Below are 26,463 nucleotides of genomic sequence, written 5' to 3' on the forward strand. Positions count from 1 at the left end.
AGGAGCCACCATGAGCGACGACAACAACCAGAAAAGCCGAGGCCCGCGCAAGGGCGGCGGAACCGGCGGCCGTGGCGGCGGGCGCGATGGCGGCCCCGGACGTGGCGGGCCTGGCGGCCGCCCGCCCGGCCGTGGCGGCGCCGGCAAGCCTCCGTTCCGTTCGCGCGATGGCGAAGAGCGGCCCCGGCGCGCACCCGCTGAAGGTGCCGAGCGTCGCCGCAGCGAAGGCGAGCGCCCGGCGGCGCCGCGCTTCGAGAAGAAGCCGTTCCGCGAGCGCCCGAGCGGCGAGCGGCCGCCACGCGAAGGTGGCGAGCGGCCACGCAGCGACCGGCCCGGCGGCGACAGGCCCGGCGGGTTTGGGCGCCCTTCGCGCGATGGCGCCCCGTCGCGCCCGCCGCGTGAAGGTGGCGAGCGGCCGTTCCGCCCGCGTGACGGCGAGGAGCGCCGGCCACCGCGGACCCGCAGCGATGAAACTGGCCGCAGCGAGCGTCCCTTCCGCGAGCGTAGTGGCGATGGCCCGCGCGCTGCCCGGCCGCCACGTCGTGACGACCGTGGTGAAGGCCGCAGCTTCGGCGCCAAGCGTTTCGACGCGCCGCGCGGCAGCAATCCGACCCGCACTCGCCCCGACCGGGCGCATCGCAACGCCGCCGAGATCGCCGAGGCCGTCTCGGTTCCGGCCGCGCCGCAGGAGCCAGAGCGCATCGCCAAGGTGATGGCGCGCGCCGGCGTCGCCTCGCGCCGCGACAGCGAGGCGCTGATCGCGGAAGGCCGCGTCAGCGTCAACGGCAAGGTGATCGAGAGTCCGGCGCTCGATGTCGGCCCGAACGATGTCGTGCTCGTCGACGGCGAGCCCTTGCCGGCGCGCGAGCGCACGCGGCTCTGGTTCTACCACAAGCCGCGCGGCCTGGTGACGACCAACCATGATCCGGAAGGGCGCCCGACCGTGTTCGACGCCCTGCCGGAGGACCTGCCGCGCGTGCTTTCGGTCGGCCGGCTCGACATCAACACCGAAGGCCTGTTGCTGCTGACCAATGATGGCGGGCTGGCGCGCATGCTGGAATTGCCGGAGACCGGCTGGCTCAGGCGCTATCGCGTCCGCGCCTTCGGCCAGGTGAACCAGGGGCAGCTCGATACGCTGAGGGGCGGCGTCACCATCGACGGCGTCCAGTATGGCCCGGTCATCGCCCAGTTCGAGCGCGAGCAGGGCTCGAACACCTGGCTCACCGTCGACCTGCGCGAAGGCAAGAACCGCGAGGTCAAGACGGTACTGGAGCATCTCGGCCTGCAGGTGAACCGGCTGATCCGGGTCTCGTTCGGGCCGTTCCAGCTCGGCGACCTGCCCGAGGGCGAGGCCGAGGAGGTTCGCTCCAAGGTGCTCAAGGACCAGCTCGGCACCGAGCTGATGGCCAAGGCGGGCGTCGATTTCGAGTCGCCGAGGCGCGACGAGATCCGATCGGACGAAAGGCCCGTGCGCGGCAGGTCCGCCCCCGCTGGCGACGACCGACCGCGCCGCCGTCCCCGCGAGGAGCAGGCCGAGGAGGCCCGCCCGCTGCGCGGCGACAAGCCCTGGACGCGCGGCGTCTGGCGCGATGCCGAGGCCGAGCCGCAGCGCGAGCGCAAGGCGGCTCCGCGGCGCGGCGCCGACCCGAAGGAGGAGCGCCAGGCACGCGAGGCGACCGGCACTGTCAAGCGCGTGCGCGACAAGGCGATCGCCGATCCGAAGGGGCGGCGCGTCAAGGTCGAGCGCATCAGCGCCAAGCCTAGCGACGAGCCGCGCGAGGAGCGGCCGGCGCGCGCGCCGCGCAGCGAGCGCCCTGACCGCCCCCCACGCGAGGAGAGCTTCGGCCGCGATCGCGGCGGCGAGTCGCCCTGGCGCGGCAGCGGCGACTGGGCCGACAAGCCGCAGCGCGGCAAGCGCCCGCCTGGCGGCGGCGCGGGCGAGGCACGGCCCGAGCGTCCGTTCCGCGACAGGCCTGCCGGTGACCGGCCGGGCGGCGATCGGCCCGGCGGACGCGGCGGCCCGCGCCCGGGCGGCGACAAGCGCCCACCCCGCTCCGGCCCGCCGCGCTCCGGTCCGCCGCGTTCCGGCGGTGGACGCGACCGTCGCGGCTGAGGTCTGAGCGATGCGCATCGTCGGGGGGCGCTTCGGCGGCCGCACGCTCGCCAGCCCGAAGCCGGGGATCGGCGCGATCCGGCCGACCTCGGACCGCCTGCGGGAATCGCTGTTCAACGTGCTGACGCATGGCTATGGCGATGCGGCCGACGGGGCGCGCGTGCTCGATCTCTTCGCCGGCACCGGCGCGATGGCATTCGAGGCGCTGTCGCGCGGCGCCGCCTTCGCGCTGCTGGTCGATGACGGGGCCGAGGCGCGCGGACTGATCCGCGAGAACCAGATGGCGCTCGGGCTTGCAGGCTATAGCCGCATCTTCCGCCGCGACGCGACCAAGCTCGGCCCGATCACCGGCATGGCGCCGTTCGACCTCGCCTTCTGCGATCCCCCCTATCGCAAGGGGCTGGGCGAAAAGGCCCTCGCCTCGGCGCGCGAGGGCGGCTGGCTGGCGAAGGATGCGCTGGTGCTGCTGGAGGAAGCGGCTGACGTCGAGATCACGCGGCTGGACGGGTTCGAGGAGCTCGACCGGCGGGATTATGGCGAGACGCAGGTGCGGTTCCTGAAGGCGGTGTAAGGCGGACGCGTCTTTGCCCCGACGGACGGGGATAGAATGCAATCTTATCCCCGGCCCGATTTTCGCGCTTAATCTCCGTATCCGTCGCGGAGATGCGCACGGATGCTTCCCAAACACTCGCTTTCCCAATCAGCTCGCCCAAGACCGCTGAGCGTCCGCGCGCTGGCCTGCCATATCGCCGGCGAGCGCATGATGGCGGCCTTCGCCCGCCTGCAAGCGTTCGCTGAAAAGGCTGGCTTCAATCCCGATCAGCCACGCGCGCCCGGAGGCGGGCCGGGCGGCGGGCAATGGATCTATGTCGAAGGCTATGCCCAAGGCCGGCAGCCAGGCATAGGCGACAATGGCGGCCCTCCGCTCGAGCCGCCGGAGCCTCCCAAGGAGCCGCCGAAAGACAAGGCCTCGCGCACGCAGGCCGCCAAGGAACTGGCGAAGCAAATACTACGGCGAGCCGGCCAGATCGGTGTTCTCATCACGATAATCGAGGCTGCCGAGCACTACTCCGAAATCCCGTCGATCACGTCCTATCAGGATGCGCCGAAAACACTTTCAGAGCTCCAGCAAAATGCCGGTAAACGACGTCCGGGCTATGAGGATCATCACATCGTCGAGCAAGGCGCTGGTGGGCGCGAAGGCTTCTCACGCTCGCAGATCGACGGTGCCGACAATGTGGTCAGCGTGCCCAAATACAAGCATCATGAGATTACAGGCTGGTACAACCAGCCGAACAAAAACTTCGGCATGCAGACGCCACGGAATTATCTACGCGGGAAGGACTGGTCCGAGCATGTCCGTGTTGGAAACCTAGCGATGCGCGAATTCGGAGTGCTCAAATGAAGAAGGACCTCCGAACCCTGTCGAACGGCCAAATCGTCAATCTTTTCGAGCAACTCTGCATCGAACAATACAACGCGATGGAGCGCGAGGAGCAAGCACGCGTCAATCGCCTGGTCTGGCGAATCCACGACCTCGAAATGGAGCTCAAATCGCGGCCCGGTGACCAACGCTATGAACTCATGAGGCTGTTCGGTCACCCGAATATGCAAGTTCGGCTTTCCGCTGCTGAAGCAAACCTTGCCGTAGACTATGCGTCTGCTCGCCGAGAGATTCAGGCAATCAAAGACTCAAAATGGTACCCGCAAGCCGGCCACGCGGGCATGACCCTCTATTTTCTCGATAGCGGCGAATCCAAACCCACCTGACTTGGACTGTCCCTACCTTCTCCCGAACAGCTTCTCGATGTCGCTGAGCTTCAATTCGACATAGGTCGGCCGGCCGTGATTGCACTGGCCGGAATTCGGCGTCGCCTCCATCTCGCGCAGCAGCGCGTCCATCTCCTCGGGGCGGAGGCGCCGGCCGGCGCGGACCGAATTGTGGCAGGCCATGGTCGCCAGCACATAGTCGAGCCGGCGCTCCAGCGAGCCGGCATCGCCATGCTCGGCGAGCGCATCGGCGACGTCGCGGACGATGCCCTGCAGGTTGCCGCCAGCGATGGCAGACGGCGCCTCGCGGACCAGCACGGCGCCCGGGCCGAAGCTCTCGATGACGAGGCCGAGCGAGGCGAGATCGGCCGCCGCGGCGTTGAGCCGGTCGGCATCGACCGGATCGAGCTCGACCACTTCGGGCAGGAGCATGGGCTGGCGGGCGATGCCGGCTTTCGCCCGCTCGGCCTTGAGGCGTTCATAGACCAGGCGCTCATGGGCGGCGTGCTGGTCGACGATGACCATGCCGTCGCGGGTCTGGGCGACGATATAGGTGCCGTGGACCTGGGCGCGCGCCGCGCCGAGCGGCCGGTCGAGCGCGTCCTGCGGCGGCTCGGACAGATGGGCTCTCGCATCGGCCGAGGGCATGGCGAGATCGGCGAAGCCGGCCTGCATCGGCTGGGCAGGAGTGGCCGGCTCAGGGCTACGCCAGTCGGCGACGCTACCGAAATTCGGGCGCTGGATCGTCGCTGGCCCGCCGCCGAATCCGCCGCCCGAGAAGACTGCGCGGAAGGCGTCGAGCGTGCGGGCGCCGCCGGTGGTGGTGGCGCGGTGGCCAGCGCCGGCGAGCGCGGCCTTGAGGCTCGAGACCACGAGGCCGCGCACCAGCGCCGGATCGCGGAAGCGGACCTCGCTCTTGGCCGGGTGGACGTTGACGTCGACGACGGCGGGATCGCAGAGCACGTCGAGATAGAGCACCGGGTGCCGGTCGGAGGGCACGACGTCGGCATAGGCGCCGCGCACGGCCGAGAGCAGCAGCTTGTCACGCACCGGGCGGCCATTGACCGCCATGTGGACGCCAGCCGAGGTGCCGCGATGAAAGGTCGGCAGGCCGGCAAAGCCCGACAGCCGGACGCCCTCGCGCTCGGTCTCGACCGGCAAGGCGTTCTCCGGGAAGTCACGGCCGAGCGCTCGCCCGAGCCGGCGCAAACGGCCCTCGGCACCGATCGGCTCGGCCGGCCAGTCGAAGGCGCCGGCATACTCGCCCTCGAGCGAGAAGCGGACCTCCGGATGGGCGATGGCGAGCCGCCGCAGCATATCGGAGACGGCCTGCGCCTCGGCCCGATCGCTCTTCAGGAATTTGAGGCGGGCGGGCGTGAAGATGAAGAGGTCGCTGACCTCGATCCGGGTCCCGGACGCGGCTGCTGCGGGCCGCACCGGCCCTTTGGCTCCAGCCTCGACCACGAGCGCCGAGCCCTGCGCGGTATCACGCTGGCGGGTGGTGATCGAGAGCCGCGCCACCGAGCCGATCGACGGCAAGGCTTCGCCGCGGAAGCCTAGCGAGCGGATGGCGAAGAGGTCGCCGTCCGGGAGCTTGGAGGTGGCGTGGCGTTCGACGCAGAGGGCCAGGTCCTCCGGGCTCATGCCGCTGCCGTCGTCGACGACGCGGATCAACTCGCGCCCGCCGGCCCGGATCGTGACGGCGATGCTGGCGGCGCCGGCGTCGATCGCGTTCTCGACCAGCTCCTTCACCGCCGCGGCCGGCCGCTCGATCACCTCGCCGGCGGCGATGCGGTCGACCAGGACGGGATCGAGGCGGCGAATGCTCACAAGTGCGCCTTTGGCGGGTTAGATCAGACCAACCCGACTGGGCGGCCGACGGCCTGGACGAGCAGCTTGCCCTCGCCGAACAGGCGCTGGGCGACGCGCCGGACATCGGCCAGGGTCACGGCGGCGAAACGCTGATTGCGCGTCTCGACGAAGTCCGGCTGCTCGCCCCGGATGGCAAGGCCGAGCAGTTCGCCGGCGATCTTCGGCGAGGTGTCGAAGCGCAGCGAATAGGAGCCGATCAGATAGCGCTTGGCCTCCTCGACCTCATGCTCGCTCGGCCCTTCGCTCACGAGCTTGGCGATCTCCTCGCGGATCACACTCATCGACTCCGCGACGCGGTCATTGCGGGTCGAGGTGCCGCCGACGAGGAAGCCGGTCTGGCGCAGCGGCATCAGGCTGGAGGAGACGCCATAGGCGAGGCCGCGCTTCTCGCGCACTTCCATGAACAGGCGCGAGGTGAAGGCCGAGCCGCCGAGGATATGGTTCAGCACGGTCGCGGCGATGAAATCCGGATCGTCCCACATCAGGCCGGGGCCGATGAAGCGCAGCACGGTCTGCGGCACGTCGAGATCGACGACATGGGTCTGGCCGAGATCGGCGATCGGCAATGGCGCAGCCGGCTCGCGGCGCGGCGCGCCGGCCGGCAAGGCGCCGAACAGGGCATCGAGCCGTGACGCCAGCTCGCCTGCGGTGATGTCTCCGACCGCGACGACCTTGAGCCCGCCACGGGTGAAAAGATCGCGCGTCAGTGCCTTCAGCGCGCCGGCCTCGATCGCGCCGACGCTGGCGACATCGCCACGTTCCGGGCGGCCATAAGCGTGGCCGGGGAAGGCCGCGGCGAAGAGCGCGTTGCGGCAGATCACATCCGGGTTCTGCGCCTGGCGCTGCAGGCCGGCGATCACTTGCGCCTTGACGCGCGCCACAGCGTCGGCGTCGAAGCGCGGCGCGTTGAGGGCGAGGCCGAGCAGCTCGAACGCCACCTCGCGATGCTGCGACAGCGTCTGGAGCTGGCCGTGGAAGTCGTCGCGGCGGGCATCGAAGGAAAGGTTGATGGCGTGGTCGGCGAGCCGGCCCTGGAAGGCCTCGGCGTCGAGATCGCCGGCCCCCTCGTCGAGCAGGCCGGAGACGAGGTTGGCGCTGCCGGCTGCATTGGCCGGATCGCGGTTGGCGCCGCCGTCGAAGGCGAAGTCGAGGGCGAGCAGCGGCAGGCTGTGCTCCTCGACCAGCCAGGCCTCGACACCGCAGGCGGCGGTGACGCGCTGTACGGCGAGCGAGGGGCCGGGAGAGGCGATGGCGGGAGCGAGCGAAACGGTCATCAGCAATCCTCGATGGCGGACCGGAGCCCGCCGTAATGGCTTCAGCGCGGTGTCAGGCGGCGGCTGGCAGGAGCAGGCCGGTGACCGAGCGGTCGGGTTTGAGATAGCGCCGGACCGCCTCGGTAACCTGCTCTCGCGTCACCGCCTCGACGCGCTGCGGCCAGAGCAGCACGTCCTCGACGGTCTCGCCCACGGCGAGCGCCGAGCCGAAGATGCGGGCGAGCGAGGACTGGCTGTCGCGGGCGAAGACCGTCTCGGCCACCAGCCGGGTGCGGGCGCGGGTGAGCTCGAGCTCGGTCGGCCCTTCGGCGATGAAGGCGGCGAGCGCGACGTCGAGTCCGGCTTCGAGTGCCGTCATTTCGACCCCCGGGCGCGGGCTGACCGAAAGCTGGAAGGTCGAGCGATCAACCATCGAGCCCATGAAATAGGCGCCGGCGCCGGCGGCGAGCTCCTGCTCGACACAGAGCTTGCGATAGAGCCGCGAGGTCGTGCCGCCGCCGAGGATCTCAGCGGCGAGCTCCAGCGCGAAGGCCTCGCCGCGCTCGGGCGAGACATAGGTCGGCGCCAGCCAGGCCCGGCGCAGCGAAGGCTGCTGCACGCGCGGGTCGTTGAGCACGACACGGCGGGCGGCGCGCGGCTCCGGCTCGGCCGGGCGCTTGCGGCGCGGGGCCTCGCCGCGGGCCGGGATCAAGCCATAGGTTTCCTGCGCCAGGCGCAGCACCTCTGCCGGCTCGACATCGCCGGCGACAACCAGGATGGCGTTCTCCGGCGTGTAGAAGCGCTGATAATAGGCGAATGCGTCGTCGCGGGAGAGCTCCTCGATCTCATGCTCCCAGCCGATGACCGGCGTGCCATACGGGTGGTGGACATAGAGCGCGCTGGAGAACTCCTCGCCGAGCTGGGCGGCCGGGTCGGCATCGACGCGCATGCGCCGCTCTTCCAGCACGACGTCGCGCTCGGGCGCGACCACGCTCTCGTCGAAGGCGAGGCCGGTCATTCGGTCGGCCTCGTAATCCATCATCGCGCGCAGGTGTTCCTTGGGCACGCGCTGGAAATAGGCGGTGTAGTCGTAGGAGGTGAAAGCGTTCTCCTGGCCGCCATAGCCGGCGACGATCTTCGAGAATTCGCCCGCTGGCCATTTTGCCGTGCCCTTGAACATCAGGTGTTCGAGGAAGTGCGCAATGCCCGACTTGCTGGCCGGATCATCGCCTGAGCCGTTGCGGTACCAGACCATATGGGTGACGACGGGCGCGCGATGATCGGGCGCGACGACGATCTCCAGCCCGTTGGGAAGCCGAAAGGATTCGACCGGGCTGGCTGCGTTGCCGGACGGAACCTGGCCGGGCGGGGTGTGAACCGTCATATCGGGATGGGCTCCTGCGCTGGCTCGATAGCAATCCGGCCCGGGCCCGCAAGGACCCGAGCCGGGGAAAGGCTCGCTCATAGATAGGCTGGCTGCGCCGGAAAACCAACGCGGCCAGTTGCGGCGATAGCGCCTACTGATAGACCTTCTGGCCAGTGAGGAATTCGCGCTGGCCAACCGCCTGCTTGTCCTCCTGCGGGCCGGACGCACCCGGGCCGAGAGGCGCAGTGCCAGCCGGGCGACGATAGCCGGATGGCGGCTCGTGCAGATATTGCCGACGCGGTTCGCTGCCATAGGCCAGATTCGAAACGTCGGTCTGGGCCTGCCGCGCCGCCATCTCGCGGCCGACCCGGATCGGCCCGATCTGGTTGTTGCCGACATTGTGGTCCTCGACGATGCCTTCCGGCCCGTTGCCGCGGCCGGTGACGCGCCCGCGCCGAAGCTCTTCCTGCGACAGCAGCGGCCTGGTGTTGGCGCGATAGGATTCGGTGTTCGAGAACAGGATGTTGGAACTGTCGCGCTCGGCCTTGCGGCGGGCGACGTCCGGATCATCCGGCCAAGCAGCGCTGCGGTTGGCGCCGGCCTCCTGCGGCTTGGGGAGCGAGGAGGACGGCGGTACGACCAGCGGGGCGCGCTGCTTGTACTCGATGTCAGCCTTGTCGGTGCCGAACAGGCCCATGCCCTTCACCAGATTCTGGAAGAGCATGCCTTCCTGGGCGAAAGCGGGGGTCACCGCCAGCAACAGGCCGCCCGCGAGCAGCATGCGCGAAGCGCGGATCCGATAAGCCATTTCACCTCTCCGTACGGATGTCGGCCGCTGTCATGGATCAGCGGCGCGGCAAAAGCATGGCGGGCCTTTTAACCCATATCCGGCAAAATCGGGAGCCCTTTTGCCGGATTGCTGTAAATGGTCTGTGGCCAGCCGGTTCTAAGCGGCTCTGTCAGGCCGGCTTGGAGCGGTCCGCACCCGGGCGCAGCGACTCGTAGAGCAGTCCGAGCACGCCGAAGACGATCGCCGCGTCGGCGATGTTGAAGATGTACCAGCTGAAATTGCCGACGTGGACATGCACGAAGTCGACGACGGCGCCGTAGACGATGCGGTCGAGCCCGTTACCGAGCGCGCCGCCGATGATGAGCGCGAGGCTGACCACGGTGAGTCTGTCGTCAGTGCGCCACATCCAGCGCCAGAGCCAGATCGCCGCGACGATGGAGAGCACGACCAGCGCCCAGCGGCCGATATCGGTCGATTGCTGGAACAGGCCGTAGGAGATGCCGCGATTCCAGGCGAGCACGATCTCCAGGAAGGAGGCGAGCTGGAACGGCCCCTCCTCGGCGAGGCGCGCGCCGAAGAGCAGCCAGAGCTTCAGCGCCTGGTCGAGCACGAAGGTGAGTGCGACGATCCAGACGCCGAGGCGGCGGGCCGGCATCATGCCGCGCGCCCGAGCTCGCGCAGCGCTCTGGCGTCGCGCGGCGTCACCTCGGGGAAGCCCGGCTCGGCCGTGGCCGGGTCGAAATACTTCCAAGAGCGGGCGCATTTGATGCCCGAGGCCCGCGCCGGCACGACCGCGACGCCAGGCACGTCGGGCAGGCGGAAGGCATCGGCCGGTCCTTCCCCGTCCGCGATCTTCGCGCCGGAGGTGATGCAGATCTCGGCGAGGTCGAGCCCGCTCAGCGCCGCGCGCAGATCGGGATCCGCGATGTGGACGATCGGCGCAGCCTCCAGCGAGGAGCCGATGCGCTTGGCGGCGCGCTCCAGCTCGAGCGCCCCGGTGACCACGCGGCGCACGCGGCGGACCTTGGCCCAGCGCTCGGCCAGCTCCGAGTCGAGCCAGGCCTCGTCCGCCTTGGCGAAGAGTTCGAGATGGACGGAGGCTTCGCCGGCCTTGGCGTCGGGGTAGCGTTCGAGCCAGGCTTCCTCGGCGGTGAAGACCAGGATCGGAGCGAGCCAGGTCGTCAGGCAGCGGAAGAGCTGGTCGACCACGGTCAGAGCGCTCTTGCGGACATGGCTGGAGCGCGGGTCGCAATAGAGCGCATCCTTGCGGACGTCGAAATAGAAGGCCGAAAGTTCGGTGTTCATGAACTGCGAGAGCAGGGTCACGACCTTCTTGTAGTCATAGGTCCGGTAGGCCTCCTCGACCTGCGGGCCGAGTTCGGCGAGCCGGTGCAGCATCAGCCGCTCCAACTCCGGCATCGAGGCCGGCTCGGAGATGCGGATCGCCTCGTCGAAATGCGCGAGCGTGCCGAGCATCCAGCGCATGGTGTTGCGCAGCTTGCGATAGGTCTCGACGAAGGTCTTGAGGATCTCCTTGCCGATGCGCAGGTCGTCGGAATAGTCGGCCGCCGCCACCCAGAGGCGCAGGATGTCGGCGCCCGAGTCCTTGATGATGTCCTGCGGCGCGGTGACGTTGCCCTTCGACTTCGACATCTTCTCGCCCTTCTCGTCGAGGCAGAAGCCGTGGGTCAGCACCACGTCGAAGGGCGCGCGGCCACGGGTGCCGCAGCTTTCGAGCAGGCTCGAATGGAACCAGCCACGATGCTGGTCCGAGCCTTCGAGATACATCACCTTGTCGCGGCCACCATCGACGACGCGATGGGTCTTGAGATCGGCGCGCTTCTCCAGCGTGAAGGCGTGGGTCGAGCCTGAATCGAACCAGACGTCGAGCACGTCGGTGACGCGCTCGTACAGGGCCGGGTCGTAGCCAAAAGGCTTGAGGAAGCGCGCGCCGTCGGTGTCGGTGAACCAGGCGTCGGCACCCTCCTGCTCGAAGGCCTCGGCGATCGCGGCGTTGACCTTCGGGTCGAGGAGAATTTCCTTGCTCTCCTTGTCGACGAAGACGGTGATCGGCACGCCCCAGGCGCGCTGGCGCGAGACCACCCAGTCCGGCCGGTTGGCGATCATGCCGTTGATGCGGTTCTCGCCGGCGGCGGGAACCCATTCGGTCTGCTTGATCGCCTTGAGCGCGCGGTTGCGCAGCGTGTCGGCATTGCCGCCGGCGGTCGGTGCGGGAGCTTCCAGATCGGGCGCGCCGGCGTCGCCATAGGCCTTGTCCATGGCGATGAACCATTGCGGCGTATTGCGGAAGATCACCGGCTTCTTCGAGCGCCATGAATGCGGATACTGGTGCTTGAGCCGCCCGCGCGCGACGAGGTTGCCAGAAGCGGCGAGCGCCTTGATCACGACCTCGTTGGCGTTGCCCTTCTCACCCTTGTCGGTGATGACCTGCGCACCCTCGAAGCCCGGAGCCTCCTTGGTGAAGCGGCCATCGGCATCGACGGTGTAAGGGATGCGCGTCTCGATGCCGCCCTCGGCGAGCATGCGGCCATTGGCGGTCCAGACGTCGAAGTCCTCGCGGCCATGGCCCGGCGCGGTATGGACGAAGCCGGTACCGGCATCGTCGGTGACATGGTCGCCATCAAGCAGCGGCACGTCGAAATCATAGCCCTGGCCGCGCAGCGGGTGGGCGGCGGCCAGACCGGCAAGGTCGCTGGCAGCGACGTCGCGCACCAGCTCGTAGGCTTCGACCTTGGCGGTCTTGAACACCGACTCGGCGAGGTTCTTGGCCAGCACATAGCTCGCGCCGACCTTGGCCCAGTTGCCTTCGGGAGCGGCAGTGATCCGGTAGAGGCCGTAGGCAATCTTGTTATGGAACGAGATCGCGCGGTTGCCCGGGATCGTCCAGGGCGTCGTCGTCCAGATCAGCACCGACGCGCCGGCGAGCGGCCCCGAGCCGAGCAGCGGAAACGCCGCAAAGATCGTATCGCTCGTATGCTCCTCGTATTCGACCTCGGCCTCGGCCAGAGCGGTCTTCTCGACCACCGACCACATCACCGGCTTGGAGCCGCGATAAAGCTGGCCGTTCTCGGCGAACTTCATGATCTCGCGAGCGATCTGCGCCTCGGCGCCATAAGCCATGGTCAGATAAGGATCGTCCCAGTCGCCCTCGACGCCGAGCCGCTTGAACTCGGTGCGCTGGATATCGACCCATTTCTCGGCGAAGACGCGGCATTCCTTGCGGAACTCCACGACCGGCACGTCGTCCTTGTTCAGGCCCTTGGCGCGGTACTGCTCCTCGATCTTCCACTCGATCGGCAGACCGTGGCAGTCCCAACCCGGCACGTAGTTCGAGTCGTAGCCGAGCATCTGCTGCGAGCGCGTCACCAGATCCTTCAGCACCTTGTTGAGGGCATGGCCGATATGGATGTTGCCGTTCGCATAGGGCGGGCCGTCATGCAGGACGAAGCGGTCGCGGCCCTGCCCGGCCTCGCGCAGCTTGCGGTAGAGGTCCATCTTGGCCCAGCGGGCGAGCAGCTCGGGCTCGCGCTGCGGCAGGCCGGCGCGCATCGGGAATTCCGTCTGCGGCAGGAACAGCGTCTGCGAATAATCGGTGGTCTCGGGCTTCTCGGCGGTCTTGTCGGTCATGATCCGGCTCGGCAGTGCGGATGGCGGCTTAGGCGCGGCGCGCCCATCCTGGAATGTCACGGGGAAGCGATCGTCGTCCCGGCCTGCGCAAACGCCCGCGCATCAGCGCAGGGCGGCAGCCGGGCCGGTAATTCGCCGAGGCGGAACAAGGTGCGGAGCGGACATGAGCGGCTTCTAGCAAAGCCTCGTCAGGGAAGGAAGGCCGGCGTTTTCGCCAGGATGTCGCGCGCGCCCGCACTGTCGGCATCCATCTGCACGATCAGTGCGGGAAGCGTATCGAACTTCGCCTCGCCGCGCAGGAAGGCGACGAAGGCGACATCGACGGTCTTGCCGTAGAGATCGCCAGAGAAGTCGAAGACGAAGGTTTCGAGCCGGGGCGCGCCGTCGTCGAAGGTCGGGCGGCTGCCGAAGCTGGCGACGCCATCACGCCAGACACCGTCGATCTTCATCCGGACCGCATAGATGCCGAAGCGCAGGCGGCAATCGCGAGCCAGATGCATGTTCGCCGTTGGATAGCCGAGATCGCGGCCGCGCTTGTCGCCATGGGCGACCTCGCCGCGCACGAACCAGGGCCGGCCGAGCAGCGCCGCGGCATGGCCGACGTCGCCGGCTTCGAGCGCGGCGCGCACCAAGGTCGAAGAGACAGGCTCGCCCTCGAAGGCGAAAGGCGGCACGACGGCAACGGGAATGCCGGCATGGCCGGCACGGGCCTGCAGCATTTCGGGTGAGCCGGTGCGGCCCTTGCCGAAGTGGAAATCATAACCGCAGACGAGACCGGCAGCGCCGAGCTGGCCGAGCAGCAACTCGTCGACGAAGGCCTCGGCCGGAATGCCGGCGATCGCGCGATCGAAGGCTATGATGAAGCTGGGTGAAAGCCCGAGGCCGGCGAGCAGCGCGACCTTGATCGGCTCCGGCGTCAGGCGAAACACGGGCTGCTCCGGCCGAAACACGGTGCGCGGATGCGGCTCGAAGGTCAGTGCCGCGGCCTGCGTTCTCTGCGCGGCCGCCATCTCGCCGGCGACGCGCGCGAGCTCGGCATGGCCACGATGGACACCGTCGAAATTGCCGAGCGCCAGCACGCGGCCGCGCAACTCGGCCGGCACCGGCTTGCCGGGTTCTAGGACGAAGACGGGCTGCGCAACGGATCGCGGCGCGTCGGAAGATGAGGTCATGGAACGCAAGGTCGGCGCCGGGAAGCCCCGGCTAGCGCCGTGTTTGGCCCTAAGCGGCGGGGAGCGTCAAGGCCGGGCCTCAGCCCTTTGCCACCGCGCGTGGCAACGCCACCCAGGCCTCGCCTTCCAGCACGGCCTTGCCATCGACCAGGCATTCGCAGAACAGCCGGGCACGGCGGCGGTCCGCCACAAGCTCGACCACTTCGACGCTGGCAGTGACGACATCGCCGATCTTCACCGGCGCGAGGAAATTGAGTGTCTGCGAGAGATAGACCGCGCCCGGCCCGGGCAGGCGCGTGCCGAGCAGGGCCGAGACCAGGCTCGCCGTCAGCATGCCGTGGGCGATGCGCTGGCCGAACTTGGTCGAGGCGGCATAGCGGTCACAGAGATGGATTGGGTTGGCATCGCCGGACAGATCGGCAAAGAGCGAGATATCGCGCTCCATCACCGTGCGCATCAGGCTCTCGCGCTGGCCGACGACCAGATCCTCGAAAGCGTGAACTTGATAGAGCGTGCTGGTCATCATCGGTTGGTTTCGCTTCTGCAGCACGGCGAAGACCGCCTGCGTCCGGAACTGAGCAGGAAGCGTCTCACAGTTCGCTGCACCGCACCATTGAACTTTGGTGCCTGTTCCGTTGTTCCGGTCTCCCCCAAAGGTCGTATGCCGCAAGGTCACTCGGCGACCGGGTTAACGGCTTTGAAACGTCGCCCGCCTATCACAGTTGACCAAAGGTCGCCTCTCTGCGAGAGCGGCCCGCGTCGGCATCGTCGGCGCCGCAGACTACTTGCTTGGAGCGCCGTCATGGCTGTCGATCCGTCAATGCCGATCCTGGTAGTGGACGACTATCAGACGATGGTGCGGATCATCCGTAACCTCCTGAAGCAGCTCGGCTTCGAGAATGTCGACGATGCTTCCGACGGCACTGCCGCGATCGCCAAGATGCGCGACAAGAAGTACGGGCTGGTGATCTCGGACTGGAACATGGAGCCGATGACCGGCTACGAGCTGCTGCGCCAGGTCCGCAACGAGGACGCCATTTCCGAGACGCCGTTCATCATGGTCACGGCGGAATCGAAGACCGAGAACGTCATCGCCGCCAAGAAGGCCGGCGTGAACAACTACATCGTCAAGCCGTTCAACGCGCAGACGCTGAAATCGAAGATCGAGGCGGCCTGCGCCGCCTGAGCGCGCTTTCCGTTCGACCGGAGCGGTCGAACGATCAGAATTCGCGCCAGAGCATGCTCGCTCACCAAGCCAAATGTGGCATGGCGTAGTCCGGCCGGTGGCTCTGGCGGCCGAACCAGCCCTGCAGCGCTTCATTCGTCAAGCCTGCCATCTCTCCGGCATGGATACCGGCCACACACATCAGCGAAGCGAGGCCGTATTGGGCTGCGCCGGCGATGTCGGTGCGGATCGCGTCGCCGATCGCCAGGATACGCGCCTTCTCGACCGTCTCGCCGCGCAGTTCCTGGCCGAGGCGGATGGCGAGATCATAGATCGGCGCATGCGGCTTGCCGGCATAGATCGCCTTCCCGCCGAGCTTCTCATAGGCCACCGCGAGCGAGCCCGCGCAGGGCACGATGCGCCCGCCACGATCGACGACGAGGTCCGGATTGGCGCAGATCAGCGTCAGGTCGCGGCGAGCGAAATCGGCGAGCTGATCGGCATACGTCTCTGCCGTCTCGGTCTCGTCGTCGAACAGGCCGGTGCAGACGATATAGTGCGCCTCGGCAGGGCCGACGCGCGGCGCATCGAGCCCGGCCATGAGCGGCAGGTCACGCGACGGGCCGAGATGATAGAGCGGTTCACCGGCGCGATGGGCGATCAGGTCGCGCGCGACGTCGCCGGAGGTTACGATCGCGTCGAAGGTATCGCCGGGGACACCGAGCTTGCCGAGCTGGACGGCGATCTCCGAACGCGGCCGCGGGGCGTTCGACACCAAAACCACGGTGATGCCGGCTGCCCGCATCCGAGCCAGGGCATCACAAGCCGCAGCGAAGGGTGCAACGCCGTTATGGACCACGCCCCAGATATCGCAAAGGCAAAGTTCGTACAGGCCGATGACGGGCGCAACCCCGGACAGAAGGCGGGTCGATGACGGCACGGGCGAAGAGCTCCTAGCAAACAGGCGCGGCCTGTTTACGCGGCTTCACCGGCGCGGGCCAGCGCTTCCGTCCTCAGCGAGGGTTCAAGCGGTGGCGCGGCGCAGGATATCGCGGAAGGGCACGCGCTTCACGGCAGGCGGCGCCATGGCGGGATGCTCCACCACTTCGGCGGAAGCGGGCGGCGCCAGAGCGGCCGCAGGCGTGGGAATTGCGGCAGGAGCGGCTTCCGCCTGAGGCTCGGCGAAGACTTCAGGCCTGACCGGGCGCGGCGGCGAAAACACGATGCCCTGGCCAAAGCTGATGCCGAGATCGAGCATGTCGGCGACCATCGGATCGTCCTCGACCTCCTCGGCCACGAGCTGGATCGAGCCGCGGGCGAGCTGAGTGGCAAGATCACCCACGGCGATATCGACGAGCTTGCTGCCACGCGCCTCCGCCAGCAGCAGCGCGGCCGAAGCCTTGACGAAGCGCACGCCGCGATCATGCAACGAAACCGGGTCGAAGCGCAGGTCCGAGACATGGTCGAGCGCGAAGCGCACGCCACCCGCCGACATAGCGCCGAGCAGGCCGAGGCTCGCCGGCTCCAGCGACCTGAAGACCCGCTGCGGCACCTCGATGACGAGGTTGCCGATATGGTCGTGGTATTTTTCCAGGATGCGCGACAACGCCGCCAGCGCCCGCGACGAATTCCAGGTCGCTGCGCTGAAATTGCAAGAGACGAAGAGTTCACCGGGCTTGCTGCCGAGGTGGCGGGCGATGGCGAGGGCCCGCGTCAGGACGAGCGCATCGAGGGTCGGCCCGAAGCCGCGGTCCTCGATCGTGGTCAGGAATTCAGAGGGCAGCAGCAGCGTCTTCTCGTCGAGTCTCAGCCTGACCAGCGCCTCGTAGCCACGCGTCCGGCGCTGCGGCAGGCTGACGATCGGCTGGAGATGGACCTCGACCTGCCCCTTCGCCAGCGCCTCGCTGATCAAGGCGGCGCGCTCCTCGGCGGCGCGAAGCTGCGCCATCTCGCCGGGATCCTGCCGGCTCGCGGTCAGGGGCTCCGGGATGCGGGGCTCAGGCGCGAACGCTGCGAGGCGCACCGGTTGTGGCTGCGGATTGGCGAGCCGACCCTCGATCCGGCTGAGCTGGTCGTCATGCTCACCCAAGGTCGTCGCGACCTGTTGCAGGAGGTCGCCGAGGAGGCCAACCTCAGCCGTCAGCTCATTGAGCATCGCCTTGGCCGGCGCGGCGTCGGCCTCGCCCATCGGCAGCTGGTCGAAGCGCTTCGCCATCGCGTCGACGCGAATGGTGTTGGTGGCGAGACGGGCCTTGACCTCACCGATCGCGGCGAGCAGCTGCTCGCGCTCCTGCGCTCGGCCCCGACGCGCGAGAGCCGCAGCCCCGGCAAGACCGAGCCCGGCGCTCAAAAGCCCCAGCGCATTGGCGAGATTGCCCGGCAGAAGCAGGATGGCGGCAGCGCCCAGCGAAAAGCCGGCGACGCCGCTGGCAGCTGGAGTGAGAGCGCTGAGGCGGATGCGAGCCAAGGGCCGATATCGCGCAAGGGGTTGAGAGGGAACGCGACGCTACGAATCAGCTGCGATTAGTACAGGATAGCGGCCTGATTCATCGACTGCGAGGCCCTTCGGCAAATCTCGCGGGCCCGTCCAGAGAAGTGCACAGGAACCCGCGCTAACGCGGCTGCAATCCAGTCTGCCCGATGGCAGCGAGAATGCGGTCGCTGGCCGCCGGGGAGAACCCCTTGCGGGTCAGATAGAGGCGTGCATCGAGGGCAAACAGCGGCTCGGCCTGCCCGAGCGATCGCAGCACCTCCTCCAGATCGACACGATCGTCGGCGGCGGCGCTTGCGACGGCGCGCCCGATCAAGCCGAGCGGCGTCTCGTCGGACTTGATCAAGGCAGCCTGGGTCTCGGCAAGCTTGCCGGCACCGGTCAGATGGGCGGCCAGGAACAGGTAGATATCGTACCAGGACGGGCGGCCAATGCTCAGGGCGACGGCGCGCACGAGCAGCGGCAACCCTTCTGCCGCGCGATCGAGCTGGACATAGCGCGCCCCGAGATCGGCCATGATGTCGGGATCGTAAGGGTTGCGCGTCAAGGCCTCCCGGCCCGATTTGAGCGCCTCTTCCGTCATGCCGCGCAGGAACTGCGCCTCCATCAGCGCCTGATGCGCGCGCGCACTCACCGGCGCCAGCCTCGTGGCGTTGACCGCGGCGGCGAGCGCCCGGTCGAGCGGCGAGCCGGACCGGACGTTCAGCCCGGAGGCGTATTCGTCCGCGGTGAGCAGCGCCAGATGCGACCAGGCCGGGTGGAACTCGGGATCGCGCGCGACAAGCGCATCAAGGCAGTTCCGGGCAGCGAGGTGGTCTTCGGCTCGCATATGCCGGCGGACGTTGAGCGCCTGATAGATGCAGCTGGTCGCGGGCGGCAGCGTCGCCAGCCTGAGGTCGGCATGCAGGATGCCGTAAGGCTGGACGAGCCGGATCGCCAGCTGCTGCGCCATTTCGCGCAGCTCCACACCGCTCCCAAGCGAGGCAAGGTTGCGCTCGCCGGATGTCGTCCAGACGATGCGTCCGTCCTTCGCGGCACTGAGCCGCACGAAGCCCTCGACCTTGTCGCCGGCCCGCGCGGTGTTGAGGGTGAGGACATAATCGGCCCCGTCCTCCGGCCGCAGCGCCGTGCCTGGTGTCTTGACCACGAGCAGGTCGTCGAAACGAGCCATGGTGTCGACGAGATGGCGCATGAACAGCCGCGCCGCATCCTCGACCGCGGGGTCGACGATGTCGCCGGCGACGACAACGGCGACCACTGGCAGGCTCGCGGCCACCATGACCGGCTCGGCAGCAGTCTCCGACGCCGTCTGCTCAGGCGCGACGGGCAAGGCGGGGCGTGATGCGAGCGCATCCCCCTTCGTCACCGTCGTGCCGGGCTCCGATCCAGTGCGCGAGACATGCCAGGCGGCAAGCGCGATCAGGGCCGCCAGCAGCGCGGTCGAGCCGGCGGCATAGAGCCGGAAGCGCGTCGATGCGACGGACGGCATCGCGGTCCGCCCTGCATCCGACGCCACTGCGGTCAGCTCCGACTCGGACGCGGCGAGTCGCGTAAAGCTCGGCACATAGGCTCCGACCGCAATAGCGATCCGGACTGGATCGCGTATGCCGTCAGCCGCGAAATAGAGGTTGAGCGCCTTGCGCAATCTCCCCGCCTCGACCCGGACGATGGGATCGGATTGCGGGTCGAAATCGGCGGAGCGGCCGAACGCCTCGACGGCGATGGTATAGCCTTTGAGCTCGCCGGCACGGCCGGCCAGCGCCTGCTCGACGACATAGCTCAGGAACGCGGTCAACTGCGGCGCGCTGCGGAAGATGTCGGAGGCTAGGACACGCTCCAATTCCGCGCGGATCTCCTCCGGCGCGATTGGTTCGCTCCCGTCCCGACCGGCAACGCCTTCAGTCATTGGGGCGTAGTCCAGTGTTACCCCCATGCCGAAGCTACGCTAGAAACGACGTTACGTCACCTTGCATCAACGGACTGGCCGCCGCCCGCCGGACGCAGGCATGCCCCGAGCCGATGCAGATTTACAGCCCCGACCGCGCTGCTAGGTTGAGGAAGCTTTAAAAAACTAAATGGGACCGGATCATGACCTCTGCGCCGCGCGCCATCAGCTCGCCGAACGACCTCGAAGCCTACTGGATGCCGTTCACGGCGAACCGGTCGTTCAAGCAGAATCCGCGCATGGTCGCCCGGGCCGAGGGCATGTTCTACTACACCCCCGAGGGCAAGCCGGTGATGGACGGCACCGCCGGCCTCTGGTGCTGCAATGCCGGTCACGCCCGCGAGCCGATCATCGAGGCGATCCAGGCGCAGGCGCGCGAACTCGACTACGCTCCCTCCTTCCAGTACGGCCACCCCAAGGTCTTCGCGGCCGCTGCCCGCATCGCCGCGCTGGCGCCGGGCGATCTCGACCATGTCTTCTTCGCCGGCTCCGGCTCGGAAGCAGCGGATTCGGCGCTGAAGATCGCGCTCGCCTACTGGAACGTCTCGGGCAAAGGCTCGAAGACCCGGCTGATCGGCCGCGAGCGCGGCTATCACGGCGTCGGCTTCGGCGGCATCTCGGTCGGCGGCATGGTCAACAACCGCAAGTTCTTCGGCGGCCTTTTGACCGGAACCGACCATATCGCCCACACCTATGACCGCGAGAAGCAGGCCTTCAGCAAGGGCGAGCCGGACTATGGCGCGCATTTCGCCGATGATCTCGAGCGCGTCGTCGCCTTGCACGATGCCTCGACCATCGCCGCGGTGATCGTCGAGCCGATGGCCGGCTCGACCGGGGCGCTGCCGCCGCCGAAGGGCTATCTCAAGCGGCTGCGCGAACTCTGCGACAAGCACGGCATCCTCTTGATCTTCGACGAGGTCATCACCGGCTTCGGCCGCCTCGGCTTCGCCTTCGCCGCCGAGCGCTACGGCGTCATCCCCGACATGATCACCTTCGCCAAGGGCGTGACCTCGGGCACGGTACCGATGGGCGGCGTGATCGTGCGCAAGCACATCTACGACGCCTTCATGGGCGGACCGGACAACGTCATCGAGCTGTTCCACGGCTACACCTATTCCGGTCATCCGCTGGCCGCCGCTGCCGCGCTCGCCTCGCTCGACATCTATCGCGAAGAGGGCCTGTTCGAGCGCGCCCGGGCGATGGAGGACGCTTGGGCCGATGCAGTGATGAGCCTGAAGGGCGAGCCCAACGTCGTCGATATCCGTACGCTCGGCCTGGTCGGCGCCGTCGACCTCGCGCCGCGGGCGGAGGGTGTCGGCAAGCGCGCCTTCGAGGCAATGGACCGCCTCTTCCGCGATGAAGGCCTGATGGTCCGCACCGCCGCCGACACGATCGCCTTCTCGCCGCCGCTGATCATCACGGAAGCCCAAGTCGAGGAGCTGATCGGCAAGCTGCGCCGGGTGATCCGGGCGGTGGCGAACTGAGGCGCTGCACGCCATGGATCGGCGCGCCTTCCTGGCAGGTGCCGGCGCGGCATTGACGGCAATTCCGTCAGCCGCGCAGACACCGGCGCGCTCCTGGCAGACATCGCCGCTCGCAGAGGCCGGCTTCCGGCCCGATGCGAGCGAGCGGATCGAGAAGGCCTTCGCGGCAGGCGAGCTCGGCGGATTGCACGGGCTCGTCGTGCTGCGGCACGGCAGGATCGCGCTGGAGCACTATTTTGCCGGCGCCGACGAGATCTGGGGCGACAGCCGTGGCGTCGTCGCCTTCAACGCCGACGAGCTCCACGATCTGCGCTCGGTGTCGAAGAGCATCGTCGGCCTCGTCTATGGCATCGCTGTCGCCGACGGGTCGGCCCCGAAGCCCGACGCGCCGCTCCTGGCGAGCTTTCCGGATTATCCCGACCTCGCTGGCGACGCTGAACGGCAGCGGCTCAAGGTCGAGCATGTGCTGACCATGACCATGGGTCTCGCCTGGGACGAGTCGCTGCCCTATAGCGACCCGCGTAACAGCGAGATCGCGATGGAGTACGCACCCGATCGCTACCGCTTCGTTCTCGACCGGCCAATTGCACGCCCGCCGGGCGAGGCCTGGACCTATAGCGGCGGCGCGACGGCATTGCTCGGACATCTCGTCGCCAAAGGCAGCGGCAAGCGGCTCGGTGAGTTCGCAGGCGAGCGCCTGTTTGCACCGCTCGGCATCGATCGCTTCGCCTGGACCAACGGTCTCGACGACCGGGAAGCTGCGGCATCGGGCCTGCGCCTGCGCCCGCGCGATCTCGCCGCGATCGGGCAATTGCTGCTCGACAAGGGCAGCCATGCCGGCCGGCAGATCGTGCCGGCTGAGTGGCTGGAGCGGAGCCTAACGCCACGCACGCAGACCAAGGACGGGCTCGGCTACGGCTATCAGTGGTATCTAGGCCGCGACCATTCGGGCGCACCTTGGTATGGCGCCTTCGGCAATGGCGGCCAGCGTCTCGTCGTCGCTCCCAGGCAGCAGCTCGTCATCGCCGTAACCGCCGGCAACTACAACAAGCCGGGCAACTGGCAATTGCCGGTCAAGCTGACGAACGAGTTCGTCTTCGGCGCGCTGGCGCAGTAGCCGACAGGCCGCTCACCCCCGCCGCAGCTTGTTGTAGCGGGCGATCAGCCTGTCGCGCTTGAGACGGGACAGGCGGTCGATCCAGAAGACGCCGTCGAGCTGGTCAATTTCATGCTGGTGGCAGACGGCAAGCAGGCCGTCCGCATCCTCGCTCTGCTCTTTCCCGTCGAGATCCTGATAGCGCACGCGGATACGGGCATGGCGTTCAAGCTCGTCGGTGACGCCCGGCATCGAGACGCTACCCTCGGTGCGGCGCATGGTTTCGCGCGAGACCTGATCCAGCTCTGGATTGGCGTAGATGCGGACCTCTCCAGGCGTCAGCTCCAGCACCACGAGCCGCGACAGCACGCCGATATGCGGCGCGGCGATGCCGATTCCGGGCGCCGCCCGCATCGTGTCGAGCAAGTCTTCGGCAAGTGCGCGCAGATCGGCATCGAAGCGCGTGACCGGTGGAGCGGGCAGCCGCAGACGCGGATCAGGGAAGCTCAGGATCAGACGTACAGGCATCGCAGTATTGTAGTGCGCTCCCCGATTGAAGCGTCATTGCAAATACAGCGTAGCGATCCAGATAGATGCGCTCCACCTTCCCCAGGTTGTTACCGCGCATTTGGCAGTTGGCAAGCGGGTCGAAGTTATGCCGGGGCACAGGGCGGAACCGAAGCCGGTCGCCTTGCTCTATCCGCATCGGCAGCACCTCTCGCGCCGCCTCAAGGTCTTCGCCGACTGGCTGGAGCCGCTCCTGAAGGAGCGGCTCTTCGCCTGATCAGGCCGCGGCCTTCTTCTCGGCGCTGCCGTAGAAGCTCTCGCCGGTCTTGGCCATGCGCTTCAGCAGCCGGTTCGGCTTGAAGCGCTCGCCATGCTTCTTGGCCAGACTCTCGCAGAGCTTCACGAAAGCGGCCGCACCCATATTGTCGATGTAGCTCAGCGTGCCGCCGCTATAGGGGGCGAAGCCGAAGCCGATGATCGAGCCGACATCGGCCTCGCGCGGATCGGTGACGACGCCTTCTTCATAGGTCTTGGCCGCCTCCAGCGCCTGCGTGACCAGGAGGCGGTGCTTCAGCTCGTCCATGTCGACCAGCTCGGGCTCGAGCTTGTTCTTGGTGAGCTCGGCGAGGCCGGGCCAGAGCCGCTTCGGGCCGGCTTCCGGATAGTCGTAGAAGCCCTTCCTGTTCTTGCGGCCGAGGCGGCCATGCTTCTCGACCATCTCGGCCAGGAGCTTCTCCTGCGCCGGATCGACCGAGGCGTCGCCGAGCTGCGCCTTGGTCGCCTTCAGCACCTTGTAGGCGAGGTCAACCGCGACCTCGTCATTGAGCGAGAGCGGGCCGACCGGCATGCCGGCCTGCTTGCCGGCGGCCTCGATCATCGCCGGCGGCACGCCTTCCATCAGCATGAGGTGGCCCTCGCGGATGTAGTTGCCGACGCAGCGATTGGCGTAGAAGCCGCGGGTGTCGTTAACGACGATCGGGGTCTTCTTGATGGCGCGAACGAAGTCCAGCGCCATGGCGAGCGCCTTCTTGCCGGTCTTCTTGGCCATGATGATCTCGACCAGCAGCATCTTCTCGACCGGCGAGAAGAAGTGGATGCCGATGAAGTTCTTCGGGCGCTCGCTGTGCTCGGCGAGCCCGGTGATCGGCAGCGTCGAGGTGTTGGAGCCGAAGATGGTCTTGGGACCGACCACGGCCTCGACCTTGGCGATGACCTCGGCTTTGACCTTGGGATCCTCGAACACGGCCTCGACGACCAGGTCGCAACCCTTGAGGTCGGCATAGTCGGCCGAGGCCTTGATCCGGCCGAGCAATGCGTCGCGATCGGCGGTCTTGGCACGGCCCTTGGTGATCTGGTCGGTGACCAGCTTGTGCGAATAGGCCTTGCCCTTCTCGGCCGCCTCGATGTCGCGATCAACGAGCACCACCTCGATACCGGCATTGGCGGTGACATAGGCGATGCCCGCGCCCATGAAGCCGGCGCCGATGACGCCGACCTTCTTCAGCTTAGAGGCCGGAACATCGGCCGGGCGACGGGCGCCCTTGTTGAGCTCCTGCATCGAGACAAAGAGCGAGCGGATCATCGAGGCCGCCTCCTTCGTCCGCAGGATCTTCGCGAAATAGCGGCTCTCGACCTTGAGGGCGAGGTCCATCGGCAGCTGCAGGCCCTCATAGACCGCGCTGAGGATGGCGCGGGCCGCCGGGTAGTTGTCGTTGGTCTCGCGGCGATAGATCGCGCTGGCCGGCGGCCAGATCTGCATGCCGGCCGGCGAATGGACCTTGTTGGACGGCAGCTTGAACTTGGGGTCTTCCCAGGGCTGCTTCGCCTGCGGGTTGGCCTTGAGCCACTCCTTGGCGGCGGCGACGATCTGGTCGCGCGGCAGAACGGCATGGACGAGGCCGGAATTGCGGGCCGGCAGCGCCTTGATCTGGTCGCCCTTGAACATCATCTGCAGCGCGTCGCCGGTCTGCATCAGGCGCGAGACGCGCTGGGTGCCGCCAGCGCCGGGGAACAGGCCGACCTTGATCTCGGGCAGGCCGACGCGGGTCGAGGCATCGTCCGAGACGACGCGCAGTTGGCAGGAGAGCGCGAGTTCGAAGGCGCCGCCGAGGCAGACGCCATGGATCGCCGCGGCGAACGGCTTCCCGCAGGTTTCGAGCTTGCGATAGAGTTGGCTGAGCTTGCGGCTCTCGTCGAAGAAGCGCTGCATCGCGATCTGCTCGCCCTGCTCCTTGGCGAGCTTGACGTAGAGGTCGCGCAGGCCCTGCAGCATGGTGAGGTCGGCGCCGCCGGAGAAGGCCTCCTTGCCGGAGACGATGACGCAGCCCTTGATCGCCTCATCGGAAGCGACCTTGTCGACGACCTGATTGAGCTCTTCCATCACCTGCGGGGTGATGACGTTCATCGAGCGCTCGGGCATGTCCCAGGTCAGGGTGGCGATGCCGTCGGCGTCGGTCTCGAAGCGGAAATTGACGAGGTTCATCGTGTCTCTCCTCAAACCCGTTCGATGATGGTGGCGACGCCCATGCCAACGGCGACGCAGAGCGTGACCAGCGCGGTCTGCTTGTTGGTGCGCTCGAGCTCGTCGAGCACGGTGCCCAGGATCATCGCGCCGGTGGCGCCAAGCGGGTGGCCCATGGCGATGGCGCCGCCATTGACGTTGAGCACGGCGTCGTCGATGTCGAAGGCCTGCTGATAGCGCAGCACGACCGAGGAGAAGGCCTCGTTCAGCTCGAACAGGTCGATGTCCTTGACGCTCATCCCGGCCTTTTTCAGGACGAGCTCGGTGACGTCGACCGGACCGGTCAGCATTAGCGCGAGGTCGGAGCCGGTGGTGGCGAAGGCGCGAATGCGGGCGCGGGGCTTCAGGCCCGACGCCTTGCCGGCCTTCTTCGAGCCGACGAGCACAGCGGCGGCGCCGTCGACGATGCCCGAGGAATTACCGGCATGGTGGACGTGGTTGACGAACTCGACATCCGGATGCGCCGCGGTCGCGACCGCATCGAAGCCGCCCATCTCGCCCATCTGGACGAAGGAGGCCTTGAGCGAGGCCAGCGCCTGCATATCGGTGTTCGGGCGGATGGTCTCGTCGCGGTCGAGGATGATCAGACCGTTGACGTCGGTGACCGGGATCACCGAATTCTTGAAATGGCCGGCCTGCCAGGCGGCTGCGGCGCGCTTGTGCGAGCGCACGGCATAGGCGTCGACGTCGTCGCGCGAGAAGCCGTACTTCGTCGCGATCAGGTCGGCCGAGACGCCCTGCGGCATGAAATAGGTGTCGATCGCGACGGAGGGGTCGACCGCGATGCCGAAGCCCGAGGCGCCCATGCCGATGCGGGACATGCTCTCGACGCCGCCGCCGATCGTCATCTCCTTCTGGCCGGACATGACCTGCGCCGCAGCGAGGTTCACCGCATCGAGCCCCGAGGCGCAGAAGCGGTTGATCTGCACGCCCGGCACTTCCCTGCCGTAGCCGGCTTTCAGCGCGACGGTGCGGGCGATGTCAGCGCCAGCCTCGCCGACCGGATCGACGCAGCCGAAGACGACGTCCTCGACCAGCTTGGTGTCGAGATTGTTGCGCTCCTTGATGGCGCGCAGGGTCTGCGTGCCCAATTCGATCGCGGTGACTTCGTGGAGCGAACCGTCGGCCTTCCCCTTGCCGCGCGGTGTCCGGACGTGATCGTAGATGAAGGCGTCAGCCATCAAGGCCTCCCGGGCTGGCCGCAATTGCGGCTCGTTTCGGTCCCCGCCGTCATGGTCGGGCTTGACCCGACCATTTCATGACGAGGCAA

General features: G+C 67.8%; 21 protein-coding genes and 1 pseudogene. 8 read left to right on the top strand and 14 right to left on the bottom strand.

Annotated elements, in window-relative coordinates:
* Window positions 1–10: 10 nt before the first annotated feature.
* The 4 genes from BLM15_RS15195 to BLM15_RS15210 all read left to right on the top strand — a co-directional run bounded on the left by BLM15_RS15195 (window position 11) and on the right by BLM15_RS15210 (window position 3,883).
* On the top strand, window positions 11–2,113 hold the full coding sequence (locus BLM15_RS15195) for a pseudouridine synthase (protein WP_126113545.1): 2,103 nt from the start codon (window positions 11–13) through the stop codon (window positions 2,111–2,113).
* Between the two features lie 10 nt (window positions 2,114–2,123).
* On the top strand, window positions 2,124–2,684 hold the full coding sequence (gene rsmD / locus BLM15_RS15200; RefSeq protein WP_126113546.1) for a 16S rRNA (guanine(966)-N(2))-methyltransferase RsmD: 561 nt from the start codon (window positions 2,124–2,126) through the stop codon (window positions 2,682–2,684).
* A 102-nt stretch (window positions 2,685–2,786) separates the two neighbouring features.
* A complete protein-coding gene (locus BLM15_RS15205; protein ID WP_126113547.1) occupies window positions 2,787–3,518 on the top strand; it encodes a hypothetical protein in 732 nt (243 codons plus the stop codon).
* Complete coding sequence (locus BLM15_RS15210) at window positions 3,515–3,883, top strand: DUF2019 domain-containing protein (protein ID WP_126113548.1); 369 nt, start codon at window positions 3,515–3,517, stop codon at window positions 3,881–3,883. Before BLM15_RS15205 ends, BLM15_RS15210 begins: the two co-directional genes overlap by 4 nt.
* 12 nt (window positions 3,884–3,895) lie before the next feature.
* On the opposite strand, the gene mutL is transcribed toward BLM15_RS15210, so the two are convergent.
* From mutL to BLM15_RS15250, 8 genes are all read right to left on the bottom strand, one after another.
* Window positions 3,896–5,713, bottom strand: a complete 1,818-nt coding sequence (gene mutL / locus BLM15_RS15215; RefSeq protein WP_126113549.1) for a DNA mismatch repair endonuclease MutL — start codon at window positions 5,711–5,713, stop codon at window positions 3,896–3,898.
* 23 nt (window positions 5,714–5,736) lie between these two features.
* Window positions 5,737–7,029, bottom strand: a complete 1,293-nt coding sequence (locus BLM15_RS15220; protein WP_126113550.1) for a M16 family metallopeptidase — start codon at window positions 7,027–7,029, stop codon at window positions 5,737–5,739.
* A gap of 52 nt (window positions 7,030–7,081) precedes the next feature.
* A complete protein-coding gene (locus BLM15_RS15225) occupies window positions 7,082–8,392 on the bottom strand; it encodes a M16 family metallopeptidase (RefSeq protein WP_126113551.1) in 1,311 nt (436 codons plus the stop codon).
* 133 nt (window positions 8,393–8,525) lie between these two features.
* Entirely contained in the window at window positions 8,526–9,182 is a 657-nt protein-coding gene (locus BLM15_RS15230; protein ID WP_126113552.1) for a hypothetical protein, read from the bottom strand.
* Between the two features lie 151 nt (window positions 9,183–9,333).
* A complete protein-coding gene (gene lspA, locus BLM15_RS15235) occupies window positions 9,334–9,819 on the bottom strand; it encodes a signal peptidase II (protein ID WP_126116193.1) in 486 nt (161 codons plus the stop codon).
* Window positions 9,819–12,812 (bottom strand): isoleucine--tRNA ligase, encoded by a 2,994-nt coding sequence (ileS, locus tag BLM15_RS15240; RefSeq protein ID WP_126113553.1) that lies wholly within the window; start codon window positions 12,810–12,812, stop codon window positions 9,819–9,821. The genes lspA and ileS overlap by 1 nt, the downstream gene beginning before the upstream one ends.
* 188 nt (window positions 12,813–13,000) lie before the next feature.
* Window positions 13,001–13,984: a bifunctional riboflavin kinase/FAD synthetase gene (locus BLM15_RS15245; RefSeq protein ID WP_126113554.1), complete on the bottom strand. Its 984-nt coding sequence runs from the start codon at window positions 13,982–13,984 to the stop codon at window positions 13,001–13,003.
* Between the two features lie 79 nt (window positions 13,985–14,063).
* A complete protein-coding gene (locus BLM15_RS15250; protein WP_442859378.1) occupies window positions 14,064–14,510 on the bottom strand; it encodes a MaoC family dehydratase in 447 nt (148 codons plus the stop codon).
* A 276-nt stretch (window positions 14,511–14,786) separates the two neighbouring features.
* On the opposite strand from BLM15_RS15250, the gene BLM15_RS15255 reads away from it, so the two are divergent.
* Complete coding sequence (locus tag BLM15_RS15255) at window positions 14,787–15,170, top strand: response regulator (protein ID WP_126113555.1); 384 nt, start codon at window positions 14,787–14,789, stop codon at window positions 15,168–15,170.
* Window positions 15,171–15,231: 61 nt separating this feature from the next.
* Here BLM15_RS15255 and BLM15_RS15260 read toward each other — a convergent pair whose 3' ends face one another.
* The 3 genes from BLM15_RS15260 to BLM15_RS15270 form a co-directional block, all read right to left on the bottom strand.
* Complete coding sequence (locus BLM15_RS15260) at window positions 15,232–16,089, bottom strand: TIGR01459 family HAD-type hydrolase (protein WP_126113556.1); 858 nt, start codon at window positions 16,087–16,089, stop codon at window positions 15,232–15,234.
* An 84-nt stretch (window positions 16,090–16,173) separates the two neighbouring features.
* A complete protein-coding gene (locus BLM15_RS15265) occupies window positions 16,174–17,616 on the bottom strand; it encodes an EAL domain-containing protein (protein WP_126113557.1) in 1,443 nt (480 codons plus the stop codon).
* 145 nt (window positions 17,617–17,761) lie between these two features.
* Complete coding sequence (locus tag BLM15_RS15270; protein ID WP_126113558.1) at window positions 17,762–19,546, bottom strand: tetratricopeptide repeat protein; 1,785 nt, start codon at window positions 19,544–19,546, stop codon at window positions 17,762–17,764.
* 182 nt (window positions 19,547–19,728) lie between these two features.
* Between BLM15_RS15270 and aptA the strand changes: the two genes are divergently transcribed.
* Entirely contained in the window at window positions 19,729–21,069 is a 1,341-nt protein-coding gene (gene aptA / locus BLM15_RS15275; protein ID WP_126113559.1) for an omega-aminotransferase AptA, read from the top strand.
* 13 nt (window positions 21,070–21,082) lie between these two features.
* A complete protein-coding gene (locus BLM15_RS15280) occupies window positions 21,083–22,186 on the top strand; it encodes a serine hydrolase domain-containing protein (RefSeq protein ID WP_126113560.1) in 1,104 nt (367 codons plus the stop codon).
* A 12-nt stretch (window positions 22,187–22,198) separates the two neighbouring features.
* Here the strand turns inward: BLM15_RS15280 and BLM15_RS15285 are convergent, their stop codons facing one another.
* Window positions 22,199–22,693, bottom strand: coding sequence for a peptide deformylase (locus tag BLM15_RS15285; protein WP_126113561.1), 495 nt, complete (start codon window positions 22,691–22,693; stop codon window positions 22,199–22,201).
* Window positions 22,694–22,781: 88 nt separating this feature from the next.
* Between BLM15_RS15285 and BLM15_RS15290 the strand changes: the two are divergent.
* A pseudogene (locus BLM15_RS15290) lies at window positions 22,782–22,949 on the top strand (LysR family transcriptional regulator); the annotation flags it as partial.
* Here BLM15_RS15290 and BLM15_RS15295 read toward each other — a convergent pair.
* Together BLM15_RS15295 and BLM15_RS15300 are read right to left on the bottom strand one after the other, a co-directional pair.
* Window positions 22,950–25,154 (bottom strand): 3-hydroxyacyl-CoA dehydrogenase NAD-binding domain-containing protein, encoded by a 2,205-nt coding sequence (locus BLM15_RS15295; protein ID WP_126113562.1) that lies wholly within the window; start codon window positions 25,152–25,154, stop codon window positions 22,950–22,952.
* An 11-nt stretch (window positions 25,155–25,165) separates the two neighbouring features.
* Window positions 25,166–26,374 carry an acetyl-CoA C-acetyltransferase gene (locus BLM15_RS15300; RefSeq protein WP_126113563.1) on the bottom strand — a complete coding sequence of 403 codons (1,209 nt, stop codon included), beginning with the start codon at window positions 26,372–26,374 and terminating at the stop codon, window positions 25,166–25,168.
* Window positions 26,375–26,463 lie beyond the last annotated feature (89 nt).

This window comes from Bosea sp. Tri-49 (assembly GCF_003952665.1).
Lineage (GTDB): Bacteria > Pseudomonadota > Alphaproteobacteria > Rhizobiales > Beijerinckiaceae > Allobosea.